This window comes from Paenibacillus sp. NRS-1782 (genome assembly GCF_050467685.1).
In the GTDB taxonomy this organism is placed as follows: Bacteria; Bacillota; Bacilli; order Paenibacillales; family Paenibacillaceae; genus Paenibacillus; species Paenibacillus terrae_A.
The window spans coordinates 114,901-137,625 of sequence record NZ_JBITPH010000014.1 but is presented as its reverse complement, the minus strand read 5'-3'; the positions used below and the strand labels follow the sequence as shown (position 1 = coordinate 137,625).

Genomic DNA, 22,725 nt, shown 5'->3' with positions numbered 1-22,725 from the left:
TCCCGTTCTAAAATCCACTGCTGCGTCGATTGCGCGGCGGGCCTTCCGTTTCCCCTCTCCGGCTACCTGATGGGTTACCAGGGCTTCCTCCGCCGGAAGAACGGCGAGTATTTTCCGCAACTGGCAATACGAGCGAGAAGACGGCGATCAGGTTCGCCAATACGAGCGCTGCCACCAAACGAATCAGCAAATCACCGATGGACGAGCCGGACAGGCCCTTTTCCAAAATAAAGCCAGCCAGCAATCCGGCAGGAACCCCGCCAATCGCGAAATTCCGCGCCAGAAAACGGTTATCGAACATCAGTCCGAGTGCCAATCCCAGCAGGACGCCGATAATCACCAGTGCAGTAACACGATAAATGGCAAAATACAGACTGTCCGCATATTCACCTGTTCGCTCTGTTACCAGTGTACGGTCGCCGATTTTGTCATAAATTTTACCGAACGCCTGAGCAAGACCTTGGGCATTCGCTACGTTGGAGTAGGCTCCGCCCGTCAGCCCAGCAATATTTTGCAATAATGCTATACCATCGGATTCAGCGAGCTTCAGCCCGATCGTATTAATCGGAATCTGCCGGGAGATGTAAGGAGCCAATGCCGTCCGAGTATCCAACTCACTAAAGCCGTCAGACAGCATAATGACGAGAGAGCCCTTATCCGCATTACCCTGAGTTTCGATTTCCTTGATGGTTTCATCCAAAGCAAGACCGATTTCTGTGCCGCCTGTTATTAAGGTCTGCATACTGTCAATTTTGGCATAAACGGCTTGCTTCTCCGCAGCTGTGCCAATCGGGGTAAACGGCTGAACCAACTGCGCAGTGGACTCAAAGGAAACAATGGCTACCCGCTTGTCTCCATCCATTTGGCCAATTAGACTCTTGGCGGCTGTCAGACGTTCATTGTCGGGATCTGTTTGTTCCATACTCCCGGAATTATCAATGACGAGCACGAGATCCTGTACGCTTTTGCGACCTTCCGGGTTCACCTGATAGCCCAACTCCAGCAACAGCCCTGCTACGAAAAGCATCACCAGCGTAGCAGGGACCAGCAGCTTCCAGGACAGACCGGAGTAACGCTGCCGCCATGACGGCCCGTTCAGTTGTGGCGAAATCCATTCGCCGAGCAGGCATCCGAGACCAATACACAGCGCCATGATGCCAAAATACAGCCCAATCACGATGATATGTGGCCAGTACCCTATCAGTTTGTTAAGAATCAGCTCTCCAATGATGAAGCCGACTACGGCGCCCAGCAAGCCGAACAGCAGCAGGAGAACATTAAATTTACGCTGCTTCATAAGAATCGTTGCTTCCTTCCATAATTAAAGTAGGAGGATTTTGAAAATTCCTCGTGGGATTACTATGTTGCTACCGCAGTTCCGGCAGCCGATCCGCATTGATCCCGTGAAACACGAAACCATTCGCGATATATGTCTCATAATACGTCTTGCCGTTGCGGTAGACCATCAGATCCTCCAGATGGAAACCACCCATCAAATGAAGCTTTTCTACCCCGCTGCTGCGACGCTCATGCACAAACCCCAGCTTGTAAATACGCGAGGTAATATCCACATCCAGCGCATACGGGAGAAATTCGCCTTCATAGTCACCAAAAAAATATTTTTCCTCATACCGATGCTCATGGGTGTAATCCAGCAAACGTACGTTAATACCGCCGTTTTCCTCCAGCGTTTGGTACAGTTTTTTAAACAGCTCATCCTTCGGAACGACCAGCCGGTTTTCATAGGCAGCAGCCACATTCGCCCGCCGCAGCAATTCTTCCTCGAATGTCTGGTTAAACGGCTGTGCGCTGAGGATCAGGGTGCGGCAAGTCTGTGTGAGTCGATCCACCAGCTTGGACGGACCGCCATCCAACAAACCGGATACAGGACCCATGTGCCGGGCATCAAAGAATACAGCTTTTCCCCGCTTGGTCTCCAGCTCACGCATGACATCCTCCGTCACACGCTCATAGTACTCAAACAGGTTTTGACCTGTATAGCTGTCAGCCTGACGGACGCTGTCCGTTGCAGCCTGATGCAGATCACGCTCCAGATTGGCAAGCTGTACGGTAATATGCTTCGCCTGCATATGCCATTTTTCAAGAGCCAGCTCATAACGGCGAAGTAGCTCCAGGTCCGTTTGAATCCACAGCATGTTTAGCTTGTGACCATAGACCGTCTCGATCAGGTAACGGATCAAGCTGCGCACATTATGTTTATCCATCAGCGGCAAACGTTGAAAGGGTTGGTCTTCCACTCGTCCGCTATACAGGGCATCCAGCTCAGCAGCGCTGATCTGCAAGTCATTGGACGTATCTCGAATCAGTCCTCGAATGACGGTAAGCACATTCCCGGTCTTATTCTCATCCGTCCAGTCCGTAAGCTCGAACAAACCGATCTCGGGGTGCTCCCTAGCCGATTCGTTCACAGACGTTTGCAGACGTAATTCCGCCTGAAAATCCCCCAACCGTTTGTGTACGATCCGTTCACAATTATCGCGAAAAAAGGCTTCGCAGCCCTGTCCGAACAAGGCTTCCTCCGCCTCGCGCAGCGTCATTCGCTTTAACGAGCCGTAGCTGGCTCCGCTGGTCATTAAAGCGCTCATGTCCGTAATGACCTCATTACCAGGAACGAGGTCATTACGTGTACGGCTGCGCTCGGCAGCATCCAAGCCGAAATAATCCAGCTTATCGCGTATATCCCATTCCTGCTCTGTTCTCATACGCGCCAGCAGCTTCACATAAAAGTGATGCAGCACTGTAAGCGCAATCGACTCATTAGGGCGCTTGACCCGGGAAAATCCGGCCGACACATAGCCCTGCCGCCCGGATTCCGTCATAATGTTGTTTTTAAACGATGTATTGTTGTACCCGCCATCCTGTGACCGATAGGAATCTCCCGCCTGATAGCGGTTTTTGAGAAGCTGAATGTGGCAAATGATATCACAGCTCTCTCGCAGGCTATTCGGCACCGTTACACCGCGTTCGTTCTTGTCGGACAGCACATAGACGAGATCGAACAACGGCGACGGAGCATGCGATACTGGAATGGTCAGTTTGTCCTCAGTCATATGCAGTGGCGCCGTGAACGTATAATCTGGACTTTGGATATAGTCCAGTTCCCTCATAAAAGCGACTGACGCTGCGCTGCTATAGCCAAATTGGGCTGTCTGATCGCTTTCGCTGACTAATACGTACAGATCCATCTGTACCGACTTAAAGGACTGCGCAAAAATGTATTCCGCCAACAACGTAATCTCGGGAACCAATACATTCATGGGATCGTCGGCTGTCGTCAGGATCGACAAATGGACACGCTCGAACGAGGAATACAAACGACCGTAATCCGCCAAGTGCCCACTAGCCCGGCGCAACGCGTTGTTAAGCTCAATCAACTGCGATTCATGTGTATAAAAAGCCTGATGCAAATCACGTCGTCCGGTTTTGTGGCTACTTTCCTCCGGTACTGCTACCGCATGGACAATGGCACCCACCGGACAATCTACAGTGGCAGGCTCCTCCTGCGACCGGATGTGAATGTACGTTACCCCCGTACTGTTATCCCACTTGGTCCGGTTGATATCTTCAATGGTGTTCATCACCGGGCCCATACGGTCACCGATAAAAAGAAACACGGACGGGAAATGGATGCTGCTGCGTCCATCCCCGCTACCGATGAATTGATCCTCTGCGGCTGCATAGTCAGCCGCATAACGTAACAGCTGCTCTCTCATACTTTACTTCAACTTTCTACGAATATCGTTTAGTTTCCCGGACATTTGAGCGTAGAACGCATAGAGATCCGCTCCGTTAGCCAGCTCCACCTTTTCATATTCCAATTGATTCCGGGCTTCCAAGTAGATTGCAGCCAGTTCATCCAGCTTCGCCAAGAGCGGCGTAATATCCTCAGACGAAGTCAGTACAGCATCACGGCGGTCCGCCTTACGCATCAGGGCTGCATATTTTTTCTCTTGCAGACCACGGAAGTTCGTAAACACTTCAAACTCCACGTAATTACGACTCTTCATGACATTGGCAAATGGCTCCCAAGCCTCTTCCTCTTCGTCACGGTCATAGACGTATAAAGCGCCTTTCTTCGTAATCGTGTCGGTATAGAGTGCCTGAATGAACTGATCCAGCCATTTTTCCTCATCCTGATATTTGCCCAGCAAGGCTTCCAGCTCGGCGGCCTTCGCTTCCATTTGAGTATATTTCGCCAGCTCTTCACGAACCACCTGCGTTAACTCCGGTGAACGGATCAGGTTTTCCTTCGCCATTTCTTCATTGATGCTGCCAAAGATGTCCTTGCTTCCCGCCTGTTCCAGCCCTTCAGCCAGCAGACGCTTCAGCTCGGACCACGCTCTCTTCACCTCACCCAGATTCGGCTTGGATTCCTGCAAACGCATATCGTAGCCTGCCAGCAGACCATTCAGATCCAGCGCACGTGAACGCAGCACAGTAAAGCGGCTGCTCGTATTCTGGTCAACATCCTTCTCACGGATCACGCCAAGTGACTTGGCACGGTCGAAGTCGTTACGGATGCGGGCATTGTAAGCTTGCACACGCGAATTGACATACGTCTCTCCCCACGATTTTTCAGGAATCGGTGACGGCAGATTCGTCCAGTTGTTCTGGCCTGTTTGTACCAGATGACGGCCAATACCTTCGCGGTCAAGAATCGTTTTTTCATAGCTTTCTTCATACACCTTGAGCGGTGTATATACAAACAACGGCACACCATTGCGCGTATTGAGCCAGAAAATCCGGTTACGGACTTCGCTTTCCTTAATTGTAAAGTGTGATTTACCAATGGCATTATTTTGATAATTGCGAACACCTTTCAGAATGTTAGGCGACTGCACCGGAACCGAGACGAAGCCCCATGACGGGAAATACAGGTTACCCGAGCTATTGCTCAGATGGAACACAGGCACAGCTTCTTCATCCAGCTTACTTGCAATATAGCGCTCCACGAATTTGTCAATGGCCTCATCCTGCCCGTATTTCATCACGAGGAAATCCTCCATCGAACGGGTAATCAGATCACCGAACTTGTCGGTCAGGAAGTTGGAGATGGAACTAATGATGTCGATATCCTGATCCTTCACCCATTGATCTGAATTTTCTAACAACTCTTGGGCAAAATCACGAATCAGATCGTCACCATCACGCTTATCCAGCAGCTTGGTTACGACTTCGGAAATATCCGGCACACTGACCAGATTCCAGTAGTACGTCTTGTTGCCTCTGTGATCGGACTGCTCCTCGCCGTTAATCAGCAGATCGCCATTCTTCTCGAAAATCGCGCTCAGAGCATTCAAAATTTCAGTAAATACATTATAAATGCGACTGTTTTCCTTATTCAGCAGATCATACAGGTCTTCATAAAATTCAATAAGCTGCTCTGTACGCTCCACATCGGCCCGAAGCCAGTATTCATTGATTTTCGCTTCAATGTATGCATTTTTCTTTTTATCCTTGGACACGAACGCGCTCTTGGCGTCGCCCAGCTTTTCGTCCGCCTGTTCACGCGCCCATTCAATATCCGTTGGGATACGATGCAGTGATTCACGCAGCGTCTCAATGTATGAAAGCAGCATTTTCAGCAAGCTAAAGCCTTTTTCCGTATAAATCATACGGGACACATAGAACGGCCCTTGCTCGGGATGCAGGAACATCCGACGGATTTGGTCGGTAAACTGCCCCGTAATTTCACCCGGAAGCTGTTTCTTCGCCTTGATATATTCCTCACGTGCACGGGTCAGGAACGTCTGCTCCAGCTCTGTGTCCATATTCACGACTTGCATTTTGACCACATTGTTGTAGCTTAATCGTTCGCTGTTTTCAAAGCCTGGCAGCGGTTCGGGAACACGAGATTCAAAGTTTTTGATCATGCTGTCCAGATCGACACCCAGCTTGCGGGCAAACTTCTCCACATCCTCTTGATTCGGCGATTGCTCGAACATTTTGGACATTTTACCGAACATCCGGTAGGCCAGATATGTCGTCATTTCCTCCATCGGCAGTACCGCCGATGAAGCCCCGATAATATTGTAATCGTAGTTGGCAGGATATGCCTTGTTCATTTGTGCAATATTGGTACGGATGTTGCTGATATAGTCATGAATCGCAAACTCTTCGCCTGACTGCTTTTCCTCACTTGCCATAAAGTTGGTGATGTTCTCGGCGGTAACATTCATGCAGTAATCATAGGCGTTTTCCAGCAGCTTGCCTTCGGTATTCGTCGCTGAAATGAGATGACACAGATTAAACGGCGGCAGCGGTGAATTCACGGTCAAAATGTTGCCATACTGCTGCTTGAACCGTTCTCCGCGGCTGTCCACATTCATCCAGTAGTCCAGCTCTTTGAGCGCGGCATAGCCGTTCTTTTTAATATATTCGCGTGTATGCTCGCTCAGGCTTTTGTTCGCCAGGTTAATGTCCGGCGTAAACAGATATCCCAATGTATTTACACGGTCTATACCTGCGGAGCCGTAATCACGCTCAATAATCCCTCTGACGATATACGAGATATCGAGGAAGGTACCGCTCCCCGTACCGCCGGACAAACCGGACAGCAGGAACACCATCAGCTTCTTATTGGTGCCTTCAGACAGGGTTTTGATTTTCTTGTCAATGCTTTGCACGACTTGATTAATTTTGGTGAACAGCAGCAAACGTCCAGCCTGCCGCACCCCTGCCGCACCGTTCATGCCATCGGTAATGCTCAGCTCGGGTGACAGCCAATCCGTAATGTATGGCTCCAAAATGCTGCGGTTTTGCAGCAAGCCACCGATTTCCGCATTGGACAGCAGTACAAACTCGTTGATTGGGTCCAAGCCGATCCCTTTATATTTTTTGTTGCGATCCTGCTCATTCGTTTCAAAAGCGAGAAATTCCACGTTGTCCGGCTTCTCGCTCTTTTTCTTGGAAACCGGATCTGCCGGCAGCTTGAATCTGCGGTTAATTTGATATTTCAAGCGGAGGAGGGCATCAATACCCGTCCCTCCGAGTCCGATAATCAAAATGGGATTATCAATGGTATCAACCCTGATTTTATCGCTTACGATCCCTCCGCCGAGTGATACGTCTAATTGCTGGATATGCTCTCTAACTACTGGTTTCATAGATTTGACCTCCTAAGGGTTCGTTTAGCTGTTTACTGAAATGAATTCCAGCAAAATGGTTTTGTCCACGCTTGCCAGCGGAATCGTCAGACGATCGCCGTTTTTCAGTTCAAGACCACTGCCTGTATCTACAGCGCGTCCGGATTTTTCAATCGTAATCTCCGAAGTGCTGCGCACCATGATACGGTCCTGATTGCCTGGCGTGAACACCACCTTATCGGTTCCGGCAAATTCCGGTGCCAGTTGCAGCAACTGGTGCAGATTGAATTTACCCCGGAAGGTGTTCAGCTTTTTGTATTGCGGATACGTTTTTTCACCGGTATTTTCGTCCCGGATTTCAAGAACGATTTGTCCAACGAAGCCACGGTTGGCTTTTTTGACAGCCTTCCAGATGAAAAATGCGGCAACCAGCAGAACAAGCAGTCCCAGCCCTGCAAGAATGAGTGGCAGCAGCTTGGACTTCTCGGCAGGTGCTGCCGGCGCTGGCGTAGTCCCGTTATTCGTGCCACTGCCCACCACAGCCTTGGCACTGATGGTCACAGGCTGGGTTTCACGATAGAAGCTCTTTTCCTCTGCTCTGACGGTTAGTTCATAGTCATGCTCATCCGGTATCGTGTAGGAGCCAGTAAAGGCATCCCCCTCATTTTTCAATGGAACCTCATTCGTTGTACCGGAATCGAGGTCCTTGACCTTCAAAACTGCATTCATATTGGCATACAGTTCCTGATCCTGAAGCTGCTGATTGTTACTCGTCAGGTAGGAACGAATTTGGATTGCGTCACCTTTTTTGTAAGCTTTGGCAGGCGGTGCGTCCAGTTTCAGCTCCAAATCATAGTTGAACACCAGATTAATATCAATCTGATCCTGCTGGACTCCCTTGACCTGGAGCTTCCAGTCGCCAGCCACAGGCTTGAGCAGCTTTATCAGCGAGTAGCTTTTCGACTTGGACAGCAGTACATCACTTGAAGGAATCGGCTTGGTATTGCCCGACGGGTCTATCAGTCTCGCATCCACCGGCTTGGAGGACATAATCGAAATGTTAGCCTCCAGCACACTATCGTTCGGTACAGTTACCGTAACGTCCTGATAGCTGCCGTTCGCTGTAATGGACTTCAAAGGAACAACCTTCAGCTTCAAATTGCTGGCGAAGATTTCACTCAAGATGTTCGGCAGGTCATCCGCCGAGCTTGTAATAAAAGATTTACCGCCCGTTTGCTGCGCAATGTCTGCGAGCTTGTTTTTATTCAATTTTCCGTCTGCATTCAAACCAATGGTGTAGATCGGAACGCCGCTATTTTTAGCTTCGGCCACAGCCTTCGCCATATCCTGATCGGACTGGCTTTCAGTTCTGCCCGTCGTTTTATTTAAATCGTTGTTACCATCGGCCAGCATAACGATCATAGGCGCGTGTCCGGCTGTTTTGCCATCCTGCAAAATGCGGATCGCTTCCTTGACACCTACGGAGGTGTCAGTATACGCCCCCCGGTTCAGTCCGTCAATGAACGACTTCAGTTCCTGCTTGTCCGCTTCGGACGTAATATTAAGCAAAGCCTTCTCGCGCTGTACGACATCCGTATACGCTACAATGCCGACCTTGTCATTTTGCGTCGACAGCATATCAATGAACATTTTCATGGCTTCATTGCCAATTTTGCCTGGATCACTGGTATTCATGGAATTACTCACATCGACAACCAGCACCGCATCCACCTTGGAGGCGGAGGTTGAAGCGGCCTTCGCCGTCTGCGGCTGCCATGCCGAAATTGAGGTCATGATCATTGCACATATGATTCCGATGACCAAAAACCATTTTCTGTCTCTACTAAACATCGCTTGTACCCCTTTGCCGGTTAGTTCTCATTCTAAATTACAGTTGTACTCCCCTACTATTAAATTATAATGAGTTTTACATGAGAGCCAGCTGAAAATCATGCCCGAATAGCCTGAATACTGCCAAAAAGTCTATTATACCGCGGGATTTTACCAATATCCTGCAGTAGTGATATAATTATACCCCAACAAGGGCAATCGGGCACCAGCCTTCTCCTTTATACGACAAAAATAACAGAAGCGAAACCCGCCCTTGTAAAATATCGCTGTAAAAATCTGAGCAGAAAGAGGAAGTACACTATGATCTCATACGGATGTTTGGCGATTTTGTTTCTTTTTGTCGCCATCAAATTAATCATCTACTCTATACATAAAAAACGCGCTCCCTCGATTACACAAATGGACACCGAGCTTCTAGCCCTGCTGAACCTGAGAAGTGATCGCAATGAGTAGTGCCAAGCAACCTGTACAATTTCGTCCGTTTATCCACACCGAGCATGCGTACCAAAGACTGCGGATATGCAAGCGTTGCGGACAGTTTACTGCCCTATGGGAAGATAAATGTACGTCTTGCGGTCGGAATGCACTGGTTCCTGTAGAGCAATATGCCCACCATAGAGCCAAGCTTTATTTTCGCAAGGACCTAGCCTTCGGCATCGTGCTGCTGATCGCCGCCGTCTTTTTCGGCCATTCAACCCAGCAAATGCTCCTGTGTGGTATCGTTGGCGCACTTCTCCTGCTACCCTTGGTGTTTTTACAGCAGCGTATTCGTTCCTATGAGCAGCGCAGGCAGCTTATACGCCTGTTCAGAGGCCGCATTGAGCAGATTAAAGAGGGCCTGAACATCAATCATAAAAATGCGGTTGCCCTGCGACAGCTCAGCGAGCGTGTTTCCTATGAAATGCTGCGCGAGATTGCCGCACTCATCCACAACGACCGGATAAGGCTCCAACAGGTCGCCTTGCTGCAAGCCTTTGTTCTCCGCAAGGATATGGAGCTAACGCTCGACCCTCTCCTGATCAAAAGCTTTGAACCGCTTATGGTCAGATATATCGGAGAGATTGCCAGATTAAATCGCGAGCTAATTAAGGATCGGACGTTCCGTTACGTGACCTTTTATGAACGTCGCATTCTGGAAATGGCAGGAGGCGAGGATATTCTCGTCCGTGTTGCCAGTGCGGCTGTCCGTAAAAAGCGCTACGTGGTCACGCACTCCGGTTTTATTTCCAGATATGTGCGCAAACTGCCGAAGGAACGAGTTCAGCGTTTATATCATATCATTCAGGAGAATCCTTATGAACCCTTTGGCGATTTGGCCGATGAGGTCAAGATCGTATATCTGATGGAGCAGTATAAAAACTGATTTGTCCTAATGCCCTTCTATATATGACGTTATGACTACGACAAACCACTGCAATAAAGCAGCAAAAAACCGTCAGGATCGCCAGCGTGCCTCCGGACGGTTTTTTAATTACGGCTTTTGGTTCAACCTTGCAGCTTTTGCTGCGCATGATTTATGGAATTAAAATTAAAAGCCCGCACACCCTTGCTGTCATACACGATAATATCCTTGTTCAAATACGGGTGCAGACCGTTAAAATAACCAGGCACAATCAGTCTGCGCGTGAACAGGTTTTTACCTAGCATGCGGGGAGAATTGGTCGCCACAACAAGCATTTGTTGGCTTGTGGACCACGGGGCAGGCTGGATATACGAAAGACAATACTCGCCTGCCGTAAAATCGCCGTCCAGTATATACCCTTTTTCCGTACAGGTGATCTGCAAATGGGCTTGATGCCGCTGAAGCAGCTCATGTCTGGACAAGCCCGAAGTGATGCAAATAACGTTACTGTCAGCCAGTTCTTCCTCCGAAATCATGTGAGAGGACGTCACTGGATAATGAACGTCAATATATGGATTCCAGGTCGCTGTGCGTGGGCTGGCCAAAGCCTTCGCCGTCCGTTTTACCGCCTGCTCTTCTTCGGGTGAAGCATAGCTGGAGGGAAGGACAATATGCAGACGATCCATATAAACGTCGAGCACTCCCATACCATGGCCAGAAGGATTCCGACCTGCGCTTTTTAACCTGCACAATGCCGTTTTGTCATCCGTTTCTTTTCCATAACTTCCATACGCTACGCTACCGCGTTCAGCAATCAATCGATATTCAGGTGAGGGGCGTTTCCGCGACTCTATTTTAACAAAGCGAAAGCGGTTATATTCTAGCAAATCCAACACGAAAACCCGCGCACCAATACGGACATGGGCAAGCTCCAATGGCAGGATCTCATGTGAGAGGTGAATAATAAATTCATCGACGTGGATGGCTCTAATATCCAGTTCACCCGTTTGGCTTAATTCACCGTACAGCTCGGCATATTCCTCGTTTTCATCCACTTGCGTCAGTTCCAGCCAATACGCGCGGTTATGTCTCCCCCGCTCCGTTCGGTAGGCAATACGCTGAGGTACCATTACTCTCTTCCATTGCATAAGCCAGCTCAGTACACCGTCCAAAAGCCTCAGCTCATGTGTATCCCAATGGTTGGCACACCGTTCCACTACTCCTTTATAATGGTCGGATGAAAGCTCGGTTTCAGGAGCCGTATAAGCTTGCGCAAACAAGTAATCCTGATCTCCAATCACATTGAATATGGGCATATTCAGTAAGTTCATCAGATGCTTCGGATGCGGTGCACCAGCAATGACGGCAATAGCCGCAAAACGCGAAGGATAAGCCTGTGCCATCGCCCAGGCAGCATATGCGCCGTTAGAATAGCCCGTCAGATAGATTCGGTCTTTATCCACCTGGTACGCTTGCAGAATAACATCCAGCGCCTCCAGAAAAGCGGCTTCGCCAATGTAACTGCCCAGCGTAACTCCACGGCACGAAAAAGTGACGAATATCCCTTCCTCTTCCCAGCCCTGTCCAAAGCCCCGTTTCTGAAAATCTGGCAGACCCAGCTCATACCGTTTGCCCGGCATCAGGACGATGAGAGGATACTGCCGATCCGCCGAATAGCTTCGGGGAAGCTGTATCGTGTAGCGTTGCAGGCTGTTGTCCAAACGAGAGACAAAAAAGCCTTCGCCAATCCCGTCAGGGCACAAAAGGATGTTATCTTCCCGATATGGATGCTGAGGCCGTTCCATGTACGCATGTGTGAAAATCTGTTTTAGCAGCTTGATATATTCCCGCACAATGCGAATATCCCAGACTTCAAAAGGGTCTTCCGGCAAAGCCGTTAACCTTTTCAGCTCCTCCAGCAAGCCTTTTGCCTGTAATTTCCTCGCAGAGCCAGAAGCATCTATATTATAGAATTGATTATACTGGTCGTACTCTTCTTGCAATCCCTCCACAACCGCCAACAAAGACCGCACAAGCATCGAGTACACAAAATAATGCTCTCTTGCCTCATGGTCCTGATATGTAACCGTAAAATGCAGCATTCCCGTATTCCCGGTAACTTCCTCATCCCAGGCATATTGCTGCTCCTGCTCCCAAACCGCCTGAAATCGGTCCAGCAATGTTCCCTCATCATTCGTTACCTCAACCCATAACGGCTGATCTACAGGAAGATCTATGCGATCCTTGCGCAGCAAATAAAAAGAGATTGGACTGTCTTCCCCCTCCCTGCCAGCGGGTTTCTCCACCTCCAGCCATGCCATATGAAAACGTATATTGCGCTCTACGAATTCCTGATGCAGCTCCGTCACATCTGCACTATCATACGTATGAGTTCCACTAATCCGAATAGAGCGAGCTTCATCGGGAATAAAGGCTGCAACGACCACCACCGTATGATTTCCTTCCTCCAGAACCAAGCGCAAAGGACCGGATTCCGCATAAACCAATATGCCGTCCACCCAAATTTGTCCTGTTCCTTCAAACGGTCTGAAAATCACTTCCTGTGCTGCCTCGCAGTGAAGATTGGAAACCAGCAAAAGCCTTTCTTGCTCATTCAGGGGCGGAAAGACACCTAAATTCAATTCTGCGTTTCGGGGGTCCAGATCAGTTAATAAGCGGCACGATGCCGTTCCTCCAGCCGAAAGCTCCAGTCCCTCTTCATTACAAGCCCTTTCCAAATCCCATTCCTCAGGGGTAAAAAGATCGGACCATGCCCTACCCACACCGCAATTTTCCGGCAGCTTGACCGGACCGACTGCATAAGCAGACGTCAGACGAACCGGATGATCCAACAGCACAGTTGTTGCTTTTTCCAGATGCGTGAACCTCATAACATTCCCCCTCCAGGTTTTTGTTTCCTCAGAGACGTCGCGATAATACTCCGTTAACATTCATTTTAACTATATAAAGCTATTCGTTATCGCCTTTGCGTACTCCTTTCTTCTTCCAAAAAAAAGAGGCTATGCTTAAAAAACAGAAAAACGAAGAAAGCAGAGTGCTTAACTTCGTTATTGAAAATTTCTATACATTTAAGCCTATTTATATCTGTCGTGATTATTGCTATCCACACTAGGGTATAGTATGTTTAGAAAAAAGTTACTACTTTCAAAATTGGAGAGAAAACAATGGAGATCATGACGATGATGCGCGACATGGAACAAACTTCAAAATAATTCCTTTGTATTGAGCATTATTATTTAACTGATTTTCGCGAATTCCACAGAATTATTGCTATTCCGTAGAAGATCAAACTACTCCAATAATCTATCATTGATCTGGTCAAAATGCCGCCATAACGCATTAATTTCAGAATCCTTAGCTTCTCTGCCACTCTATATCGTTTAGTTGTTTCGCATAATTAAGTAGATCCAAATAGTCAAAACGATTCTTAGCCTTGCAATGCCACCTGTAAGTCCTCGATTAAATCCTCCAGATCTTCAATCCCTACGGAGATCCGTACCAGTCCTTCGGTAATGCCCAATTCTGCGCGGCGTTCTACCGGAATGGAGGCATGTGTCATACGTGCCGGAACACTAATCAGACTTTCAACCGCTCCCAGGCTCTCAGCCAGCGTAAAAAATTTCAGTTTTTTCAGTAGTGCGACCGCATTGGCATCGCTACCTACATCAAAGGAAATAATACCGCCAAAGCCATCGGCCTGAATTTTGGACAGCTCGTGCTGCGAATGGCTTTCCAGTCCAGGGTAATACACTTTGTTAACCTTCGGATGCTTCTCCAAATAGATCGCAATTTCCTTGGCATTTTGCTCAATCGCTTCCATACGCAGACCCAATGTTTTAATACCGCGGATCAGTAACCAGGAATCCTGCGGGCCGAGAATAGCACCAATGGCATTTTGCAGAAAATGAAGCTGCTCACCCAACTCGTCGCTGTTCACAACAGCCAGACCGGCTACAACATCGCTGTGCCCGCCCAAATATTTGGTAGCCGAGTGAATAACGATATCGGCTCCAAGCGTAAGTGGTGTCTGCCAATATGGAGTGGCAAATGTATTATCCACGATCAGCAATAGGTCATGCTTTTTCACCAGCTCCGAAACCGTACGGATATCCGTAACTTTCAGCAGCGGATTCGTAGGCGTTTCTACATACAGTGCCTTCGTATTCGGACGGATCGCTTGGGAGATAGCCTCCAGGTTCGTCGTATCTACAAATGTAGCCTCAATGCCAATCCGGTTAAGCACCTTGCTTACAATACGGTAGGTGCCCCCGTATACATCATCGGTCAGTAAAATATGATCTCCAGCATTAAACAGTGAAAATACCGCATGGATCGCTGCCATCCCCGAGCCGAAAGCAAAACCGCGTTTTCCTTCCTCCAGCTCCTTGATCAGCTCTTCCAGTGCAAAGCGAGTCGGATTGCCTGTACGCGAATATTCGTAGCCTTTATGAACGCCGATTTCCTCTTGTTCATAAGTGCTTACCTGATAAATAGGAACGTTAACTGCACCCGTATGCGGATCGGTGGGGAGGCCGCCGTGAATCAGCTTTGTTTTACGTTTCATTTTATATCCCGCCTTCATATATTTTTTTGCTCAGATAGCGTTCGCTGCTATCTGGAAAAATGGTGACGATATGTGCGCCATCCGGTGCGTTCTCAGCTTCCAGTAAAGCGGCATGTAATGCCGACCCGGAAGAACTGCCGACAAGAAGTCCTTCACGCGCTGCCAGCTCCTTGACACGGTCGAACGCATTGACGTCGCTAATCGTATGAATGGCATTAAAATAACCTTTGTCCACAAACTCGGGAATCAGTTCCATACCAATCCCTTCCGTTTTATGCGAACCCGATTCTCCGCCGTTCAAAATCGAACCTTCCGGCTCTACGATTACGGTTTTTATGGATGCATTTTGCTCCTTGAGGTAACGCGAGGTCCCCATAAAGGTTCCCCCCGAACCTGCTCCTGCTACAAATACATCTACTTTTCCGTCCAGATCGTTCCAAATTTCCGGTCCCATTGTCGTGTAATAAGTCTCTGGATTATCAGGATTGCTGAATTGACGCGGCAAATAGGCATCTTGAAATTCAGCAGCCAGCTCCTTCGTTTTCTCGATGGCTCCCTTCATCCCCTCACTTGTCGGGGTATGAACGATACGCGCTCCCAGCGCCTTCATTAAATCTTGCTTTTCTTGACTGAACTTTTCAGGCACAGCAAAAATAACCGAGATATTATAATGAAGCGCTGCCATCGCAAGACCGATACCTGCATTGCCTGCTGTGGCTTCAATTAAAGTTCCCCCCGGCTTCAACTGACCTGTTTTTAAGGCTTTTTCAATCAGAGCCTTGCCCACCCGATCCTTCACGCTGCCACCGGGGTTCATAAATTCCAGCTTAGCGAACAGACGAATCCCCCTCGGCAGAGAATAGCTGTTCAGTTCTACTAGCGGTGTGCGCCCGATTAATTCCAAGGTATTATGATATACATTCATGATTTCATGCTCCTTTTAATAGCGAATCCTAATAAACCAATGGTCAAAAAATAGCGACCTATTGCCGGAGAAGCTCGCCGTCATCCCCCGAAAAAGCATAGTAATACGGTGTGTATTGGTGCAATAAGATTTTATGTTTATTTCAATCATTTGTCAAATATCTTCTTTCACAGCCCACCCCTGCTTGAATGAGCATGAAAAAAAGGAGCCTGATCCATGACATCAGAACTCCTTTACCTACTTCGTTATACGGTGGCAATCACAGCCAAGCGATCTATTACGTTACTTTACGGCTCCGTCCTGCACATGCTCTTTGCAGAAGCTCTCGACAGCCTGCAACTCATCCTCTTCCAGCTCAAGCTCGATGTAACGGTTCGTAACTTTTTCAATCAGCTCGTATTTCAATATTCCTGTTTTCTCCTCGTCTACTAAATAAAGCGTACGAATATACAGTCCGTTTTCTGTGTATAGCTCGTCGTCCTCTTCAACCTCTACATCAATTATAAATTCATAACGCTGCCCACTCAAAATACCAAAAGCGTCTCTAATCTGATCTACCGTGTACGATGTAAAATTTAACATGTCTTCATTCCCTCCGGATTTCCTTCGATTACAGTGCATTCTACGCCCGCAGGCAGTAGTTGTAAAACCTGTGTACGTACTTCTTCGCGGTTCAGATCCTGGCCCATGATGGATATCCAGCCCCGATCATTACGGGAGCGAATTAATCGCCCGATGCCTTGTCTGAGTCTGAGTGCCATGTGAGGCATATCTATCTCCATAAACGGATCTGTCGCATCCTTGCGCAGTGCCGTAAAAACCGGATCATTGGGAGGAAAAGGCAGCGACCAGATGATGACGTGCGACAGGGACGGGCCTGGAATATCCAGTCCTTCCCATAACGTTACAGCACACAAGACGCTTTCCTCATCATTCTGGAAAGATGAGATCAGATGGCTGATTTCAGCCGATCCTTCATACAGAAAACGAAAAGCAAACGCTTCATGGTAAGCCGCGAGACCCGTTCTGAATGCATCCAGTTCCTCGTGTGAAGGAAACAGGATAAGCGCTTTTCCTTGCGATTTCTCCAGCAGAGCCAACGCTCTCTGGATTGGATCATGCCCCGCCTGCAACGGATATAATGAAGCTTGCATCTGATCGTTGTAATCATACGGTGAAGCAACGGAAAACGTGAGCGGATTTTCTATACCGAGGCTTTGCGCCATATAATCAAAGGAGCTCTCCACAGAAAGTGTAGCTGATGAGAATACAATCGGTATATGCTGCGCAAATACTCGATCTTTGAGAATCTCCTTTACCATCTTGGGCATAACCACAAGCGTTAATCCATCCTGATCCTCCATCACCCACGAAATCAGGAGTTCCGGACGCTTAAACAAGGCCAGCGCCGTTTGAATCATTTCCAGATGCTCTTCCACGATTTTGACCTGGTACTCATCCAGAGAAAATAACCCGCTTTCAAATACAAGCTCCTCTTCAATCGTGCCAATCAGTTCGCCAAAGCGGTTTACCTCTTGAATCAGCGACTCATTCAAAGTAAACTCCTTGCGATTAGAACCCTGTACCGGCTGACTGTTCTTATCGAGCACAGCGAACAAGGCTTCACTTTGGGATATCGCATCTTCAATCGTCATTGCCAGCGACTCTCGCACTTCCCCCTCCAGCAGACGGGTAATAATAGCCTCAAATTGAGCGTGCTTAAGCTTATAAGTGAGTGCATTCTGCGCCGCTGTCTCCAGCAGATGCCCTTCGTCAAAGACAACAGAGCTGTGCTCCGGCAGTAACGGCAGCTGGCCCTCACGCTTTCTCGCCTCATAGGTCCATACATGCTCCATATAAAAATCATGAGAGCAGATCACCAGATCTGCCGCTTTGCGATAATGATCGCGGGACAACGTCTGTCCACAACGATGCCGCTGATGGCAAACGAGACAATCTTGAAATACATCCCAGCCCAGTCTGCTCCACTGTCCGTCCGTTAGCTCGGGATACTCTTTGCGGTTCCCGTAAGGGGTAAAGGACTGTAGCGTATCCGGAAAATGGACAAAATCCGGCAGGTCCTGATAGATATCACGGAACACATCCGCGTCATCATCCAATCCGCTTCGTACATTATCCAGCTTGTTCAGACAAATATATTGATCCGGCGACTTACCCAGTCGGGCATCAATCGTCAGGCTCAAATGCCGCGCCAGCTTGGCGATATCTCCCTCCGGCTTCACCAGTTGTTCAATTAGCGACTCGTCCGCACAGGCGATAATCGCGGGCTTTCTCATGTACCGGGCATATGCAATAGCGTACAGGAGGTACACCAGCGTTTTGCCTGTGCCCACACCTGCTTCCGCGAAAATCGTTTTCTTTTCCTTATAGGCACGCTCCAACTGGAATGCCATATAAATTTGTTCATCCCGAACCTCAAAGCCGACTTCAGGCAAAACTTCATAAAATACATCCGCAATCCAGTCACTTGCCTGCTCAATAAACGGCTTGGACGGATCAAAGGCAAAAGGATAAGTAGTCAATCGGGCTGTGCCTCCAATTCGTTCATAATGTGCATCCTTTCATTATAACGCAAAACAACCTAAAAAGAACATGGAAACTGTACGAACAGCTCACATTTTTTTATTTCGCTATGAAGAAGGAAGAGATTTCTCCGTAAAACAAAGGGCGATTCTCCAAACTCAATCCTCCGCTACACTGCAAACGGCCGCTATAATCGCATTTTTGGGGAAAAGCTATGATAAAGAGGTAGGTTAAGCAAGGGAGGTTTTCATGGCATAATGAAAAAACGAAGAAACCATCTAATGCTTTCAGGGCAATAGCTGGTTCCTTGTTTACTTTTGCTTCATCAAATTCGGAATTTGTTACAGGAATCGTTTTCTAAATTTCTCTGTTCATCAATTCATGACATTCGTAGATACTGGTGATAAAGACGGATGCTGTTCATGTCGTTGCAGCTCTTTTTTATTCACAACCAAGGTTTTGGCACAGAAATCGTGTAGTCCCTGTTTTCTTGGAGTAAAAGCAACAACGATATATATAATATGTGCAATCGCACCTGATATGGCTTTAACCCAATAACGCCCCGAAGCGTGCATGAATCCAAGCCGTTTTCCTTCCTCGTTCACGACAATAAGAGAAAACGCAAGCTTGCCCGGCGTTGCTTGTGCATTTGATGACTCCCAAAGCACACAATACAGCCACGGCACTAAGAGCCAAAAAATCAGTGGCCACAATATATATAATGCTTTTATGAAGCCAACCTCCTCCATGTCCAGCAGGAATGGCATCGTGTAAAATACTCCGCTTACTAAAAGAACCATTACAATTAAAATAATCAGATCAATCAAAAATGCAGCCGTCCGTTTCCAAAACCCTCCGTATATCTGTTTTTCACTATCATTAGCAGTTTCCATGGTGATGCATAACTCCTTTTTAAATGAGATTTAAAACCCAATTTATCCCTTTGTCCAAGAAGTTATCATACGGATGCCTACCTCATTTGTCAATTTACGAATCAATTCTTATAAACAAGCAAGAGGACCTATATCCATGCATTAAAATGAAAATTTTATAAGAGCTAAGAGCTTATCTTCAATATTTTTACTCTGATTTAGTATGAACTAGACAAAGCTATCTCCTCTCTCCTGCTAGAAGTAGTTCTTTAGCATCGAATTGAATCAGCTATTTCGGTTATAAAAAAACAGCGTATATGTAAATGAAATTACACACACGCTGCCTTCATCGGCCCTACAAGATACCTACGCAAATAATAGTCCGGCCTGCCGTAGATTTTCCGCATCCCGAATTACACACTAAACAAGCCTTCTTCTCCACGCAATTTTGCCAGTGCCTCGACAAAGAAATAATCGCCGTAGATGATGGGCACGTTAATGTATTTTTGCTCGGGATAATGTACAGTTCCATTCATGAGCAGTCCCTCATGATCCTGCTCCCATGCTGTACATGTCTCATGCAAGCCCTTGAGAATGGATGCTGCTGCCGTCGTAAAATGCTCCGCACGCGTCGAATATTTTGCTAGCTCCAGCAGGCCACTCGCTGCAATCGCCGCAGCAGACGAATCCCAAGCTTCGCGGTGTCCCTCCTCCGCTCTAAAATCCCACACAGGCAGGCAAGCATCGCCCAGTTGGGACAGGAAAAAGTCTGCCGTGCTCTCGGCTACCTTCAAATAACGCGAATCGCGTGTATACCCGTACGAAAGCGTAAAACCGTACAAAGCCCATGACGTGCCACGTGCCCAGGCAGAGCCGGGTGCAAATCCCTGTCCGCCGTGCTCGGCGCGTTTTTTTCCAATCTCCGGGTCGAACTCGACCACATGCGCAATCGAACCGTCAGCACGGACAAACTCACGCGCTACGGTATCAGCATGCTGCACAGCCAGAGCGGCAAAACGCGGGTCCCCGCTTTCCTGCGAAGCCCAATAGAGCAAGGGCAGATTCATCATACTGTCTATAATCGCTACGCCCCGCGTATCCATGTCCTTGGCGTGGAAATTCCACGCGCGAATAAAACGGCCATTCACGTTAAAACGCGCAGCCAGCAGGTTAGCGGCTAACAACCCGCGTCTTCTGGACTCCAACTCTCCAGTCAACCGATGGGCTGCCACACCGCTGGGCTGCCAAATAAAGCCAAGATCATGGTCTACGGCTTCACTGTTGTAGAGCACCTTCTCCAGACGTTCCTCGCACTGCTGTGCAATGCTGGCAGCTCCGCTGTCAGGACGTGCCCGATTTACCAGCCACAGCAAACCTGGATAAAAGCCTGCCGTCCACCATTCTTCCTCACGATGATCATAACGTCCACCTTCTGCAACATGTGGAAAGGCGTTCCCCAGTCTTGCCGCCAAGGCAAGCGTTTTGTCCAAGGCCAGCTCCCACGATTGTTCCAGCCATGCTGCTGTTTCAGTCATTGCTCTTCACTCTCCCTTTTCCACATGTTAAAATCCGATTGTTCCGGTCCTTATTTATGCTGGCAAATGAATAATAAAAGAGATACGGCTACCCTCGCATTCCAAACGTGCTCCCTTGAGTAATCCATTTCGACAGGCCACAGCAGCCAGATCTTCTGGCCACACGACATTCGTTCCTTTCGTTGCTGGAATAACTTCCAGATTCGCACCTGCATATTCCACCCGAATGCTTTCCTTTTCTTCACCTGCCGACATGACATGGTGAATGACACTGCGTTCCCGTCCGTCATACGCCATTAAAGGAATAAGTGCCCCCACAGCCTGAATATTGCCTTGAAGCTCATATGTCACCTCAATTTTGCCGGGTACCTGCCGATATTGCGTTCGAATTTCCCACACGCCCGGAAACGGACCCTTCCACAACAACGTAAAATCAGTCTCTCCATCAGATGTGGTGCTTTGCTCCATCTGTACCGATCCCCCACCGTCCAACGGATCAATACCTCCATCCCGGTCGAACCCCAGCGTGCCGGGAATGCCTTCCGACAGGCTGTGCCATTTCCCATCCTCCGTTTGCCAGGCCGGGGTATAGCTGAGCGGGAAAATATCCCCTTCCGCAAAGCCTGTAAAGCCGCGGTCTGCATGCCCCGCCGAGGACGGACCGATGAGCGGAGGCAGCGTGGAACGCTGAATACGCACGATGCCGGGAATATTGTACGGGTCATTGACCGATGTCTGCACGAGCATTTGCTGCCCATCTACGGTCGCAATGACGGTCTGGAACCAGCCGTCCGTTTCCAGCACTCGGTTGCCCATTTCCGCCGGAATTGAGCATGGTGAAATGCGCTCCAAATCCGCTCCGTGCAGAAGTGTATAAGCCAGCGCAGCAGCCGTCCACAGACTGTAGCAGGTATGGTTCGAGTACACCTCGAAGCCATGCCGAGCCTCGGACGAATAATGGTTGCGGACGATATGCAGCTTGCCTTCGTCGGTCTGCCAGCGGCCAATTGCCTGCCAGCACAGGTCCGCTGCCCGCCGGAATGCGCCTGCAAGCCCATGCTCGCCCGCTGCAAAAGCCTGCTGCGCATGTGTCGTGAAAACGAAGGCCGCCGCCGCTTCATTCCACTGATGCTGAGCGCTTCTTCCACGCGGCGGAATTTCCCCGTGCGGGGATAACGTCAGCAGTGAGCTGAGCGCTCCTCTGTGAAGATGATCGCGCAGTTCAGGGGCACACCCGCCATCATATCCCGCCTCCAGCATCACACCCAGATGAAAGCGTGTGACAATATCGTAGGCGAACGGGCTATTGGGCCGGTCCAGCGGACCATCCTGATACAATCCCAATCCGGTAAAGCGAGGCAAATGATAACTACGGATATACGTCTCCATCCATTCCGAATCCGCGGCAATTCCTTCTGCCGCACGCATAAACTCACCGGAAATCATAATCGCGTTCCAGTTGATCATACGATTCGGATTTTTCATTTTGCTCATCGTAAAAATGTAGGTATCTTCCGGCTGAATCTGGCTCAACTGCTGCTTCCATGCTGTGGCCTGCTCTGGCAGCAGGTTTTTGAGCAGCCGATATGCCCCCATCATCATGATCGGAAAAAAGTCTGGATGGTGATCCGGGGCCCTCTCTTCCACCACACATGCGATGCTATGCGTTAAAGCCGCAGCAGCGGATTCGAGCAAGTCATACCGACCTTCTTTGACCAGTACCGCCGCTGCCAAAGCATAGGATGGAGTTGAGTAATACCGTTCACTATCAGAATGAGGGTCGATGATGGCCCCATTCTCATCCTGATGCGGGGTATAAGCACGAACCAGCTTTTCCAGCACAGCAAGCTTACGTTGGTGAGTCCAGCCGTCCTCCACTCGATTCAGCCCGATTTCCAACCGTTCTATAAATTCCTCCAGCTCCGTCTGCCAAGGATACACGTTGCCTGTGTGCAGTTTATTCAT

At 48.7% G+C, this 22,725-nt stretch carries 13 protein-coding genes; 1 reads left to right on the top strand and 12 read right to left on the bottom strand.

Annotated elements, in window-relative coordinates; translation table 11 throughout:
• Window positions 1-7: 7 nt before the first annotated feature.
• The 4 genes from ACIFQM_RS05650 to ACIFQM_RS05635 all read right to left on the bottom strand — a co-directional run bounded on the left by ACIFQM_RS05650 (window position 8) and on the right by ACIFQM_RS05635 (window position 8,957).
• Window positions 8-1,297: a vWA domain-containing protein gene (locus ACIFQM_RS05650; protein WP_430039178.1), complete on the bottom strand. Its 1,290-nt coding sequence runs from the start codon at window positions 1,295-1,297 to the stop codon at window positions 8-10.
• A gap of 70 nt (window positions 1,298-1,367) precedes the next feature.
• Window positions 1,368-3,734, bottom strand: coding sequence for a transcription initiation factor TFIID (locus ACIFQM_RS05645; protein WP_430039180.1), 2,367 nt, complete (start codon window positions 3,732-3,734; stop codon window positions 1,368-1,370).
• A 3-nt stretch (window positions 3,735-3,737) separates the two neighbouring features.
• Window positions 3,738-7,127: a tubulin-like doman-containing protein gene (locus tag ACIFQM_RS05640; protein WP_430039182.1), complete on the bottom strand. Its 3,390-nt coding sequence runs from the start codon at window positions 7,125-7,127 to the stop codon at window positions 3,738-3,740.
• A 24-nt stretch (window positions 7,128-7,151) separates the two neighbouring features.
• On the bottom strand, window positions 7,152-8,957 hold the full coding sequence (locus ACIFQM_RS05635) for a vWA domain-containing protein (RefSeq protein ID WP_430039184.1): 1,806 nt from the start codon (window positions 8,955-8,957) through the stop codon (window positions 7,152-7,154).
• A gap of 445 nt (window positions 8,958-9,402) precedes the next feature.
• Here ACIFQM_RS05635 and ACIFQM_RS05630 point away from each other — a divergent pair, with 445 nt between their 5' ends.
• A complete protein-coding gene (locus ACIFQM_RS05630) occupies window positions 9,403-10,320 on the top strand; it encodes a hypothetical protein (RefSeq protein WP_430039186.1) in 918 nt (305 codons plus the stop codon).
• A gap of 122 nt (window positions 10,321-10,442) precedes the next feature.
• Here the strand turns inward: ACIFQM_RS05630 and ACIFQM_RS05625 are convergent, their stop codons facing one another.
• From ACIFQM_RS05625 to ACIFQM_RS05590, 8 genes are all read right to left on the bottom strand, one after another.
• On the bottom strand, window positions 10,443-13,190 hold the full coding sequence (locus ACIFQM_RS05625; RefSeq protein ID WP_430039187.1) for a PHB depolymerase family esterase: 2,748 nt from the start codon (window positions 13,188-13,190) through the stop codon (window positions 10,443-10,445).
• A gap of 557 nt (window positions 13,191-13,747) precedes the next feature.
• Entirely contained in the window at window positions 13,748-14,884 is a 1,137-nt protein-coding gene (locus tag ACIFQM_RS05620; protein ID WP_430039189.1) for a bifunctional cystathionine gamma-lyase/homocysteine desulfhydrase, read from the bottom strand.
• Window position 14,885: 1 nt separating this feature from the next.
• Entirely contained in the window at window positions 14,886-15,809 is a 924-nt protein-coding gene (locus ACIFQM_RS05615) for a PLP-dependent cysteine synthase family protein (RefSeq protein ID WP_430039191.1), read from the bottom strand.
• 282 nt (window positions 15,810-16,091) lie between these two features.
• Window positions 16,092-16,391: a DUF6509 family protein gene (locus ACIFQM_RS05610; RefSeq protein WP_430039193.1), complete on the bottom strand. Its 300-nt coding sequence runs from the start codon at window positions 16,389-16,391 to the stop codon at window positions 16,092-16,094.
• Window positions 16,385-18,352, bottom strand: coding sequence for an ATP-dependent DNA helicase (locus tag ACIFQM_RS05605; protein ID WP_430039195.1), 1,968 nt, complete (start codon window positions 18,350-18,352; stop codon window positions 16,385-16,387). Before ACIFQM_RS05605 ends, ACIFQM_RS05610 begins: the two co-directional genes overlap by 7 nt.
• Before the next feature lie 375 nt (window positions 18,353-18,727).
• Window positions 18,728-19,246, bottom strand: coding sequence for an RDD family protein (locus tag ACIFQM_RS05600; RefSeq protein WP_430039197.1), 519 nt, complete (start codon window positions 19,244-19,246; stop codon window positions 18,728-18,730).
• A 392-nt stretch (window positions 19,247-19,638) separates the two neighbouring features.
• On the bottom strand, window positions 19,639-20,760 hold the full coding sequence (locus ACIFQM_RS05595; protein WP_430039199.1) for a glycoside hydrolase family 88 protein: 1,122 nt from the start codon (window positions 20,758-20,760) through the stop codon (window positions 19,639-19,641).
• 54 nt (window positions 20,761-20,814) lie between these two features.
• Window positions 20,815-22,725 (bottom strand): glycosyl hydrolase, encoded by a 1,911-nt coding sequence (locus ACIFQM_RS05590; RefSeq protein WP_430039201.1) that lies wholly within the window; start codon window positions 22,723-22,725, stop codon window positions 20,815-20,817.

Excerpts from the sequence above, each read along its gene's own strand:
- ACIFQM_RS05645 (WP_430039180.1), bottom strand. The coding sequence starts at position 3,734 with ATGAGAGAGCAGCTGTTACGTTATGCGGCTGACTATGCAGCCGCAGAG.
- ACIFQM_RS05650 (WP_430039178.1), bottom strand. The coding sequence starts at position 1,297 with ATGAAGCAGCGTAAATTTAATGTTCTCCTGCTGCTGTTCGGCTTGCTG.
- ACIFQM_RS05590 (WP_430039201.1), bottom strand. The coding sequence starts at position 22,725 with ATGAATAAACTGCACACAGGCAACGTGTATCCTTGGCAGACGGAGCTG.
- ACIFQM_RS05635 (WP_430039184.1), bottom strand. The coding sequence starts at position 8,957 with ATGTTTAGTAGAGACAGAAAATGGTTTTTGGTCATCGGAATCATATGT.
- ACIFQM_RS05630 (WP_430039186.1), top strand. The coding sequence starts at position 9,403 with ATGAGTAGTGCCAAGCAACCTGTACAATTTCGTCCGTTTATCCACACC.
- ACIFQM_RS05625 (WP_430039187.1), bottom strand. The coding sequence starts at position 13,190 with ATGAGGTTCACGCATCTGGAAAAAGCAACAACTGTGCTGTTGGATCAT.
- ACIFQM_RS05610 (WP_430039193.1), bottom strand. The coding sequence starts at position 16,391 with ATGTTAAATTTTACATCGTACACGGTAGATCAGATTAGAGACGCTTTT.
- ACIFQM_RS05620 (WP_430039189.1), bottom strand. The coding sequence starts at position 14,884 with ATGAAACGTAAAACAAAGCTGATTCACGGCGGCCTCCCCACCGATCCG.
- ACIFQM_RS05600 (WP_430039197.1), bottom strand. The coding sequence starts at position 19,246 with ATGGAAACTGCTAATGATAGTGAAAAACAGATATACGGAGGGTTTTGG.
- ACIFQM_RS05615 (WP_430039191.1), bottom strand. The coding sequence starts at position 15,809 with ATGAATGTATATCATAATACCTTGGAATTAATCGGGCGCACACCGCTA.
- ACIFQM_RS05640 (WP_430039182.1), bottom strand. The coding sequence starts at position 7,127 with ATGAAACCAGTAGTTAGAGAGCATATCCAGCAATTAGACGTATCACTC.
- ACIFQM_RS05595 (WP_430039199.1), bottom strand. The coding sequence starts at position 20,760 with ATGACTGAAACAGCAGCATGGCTGGAACAATCGTGGGAGCTGGCCTTG.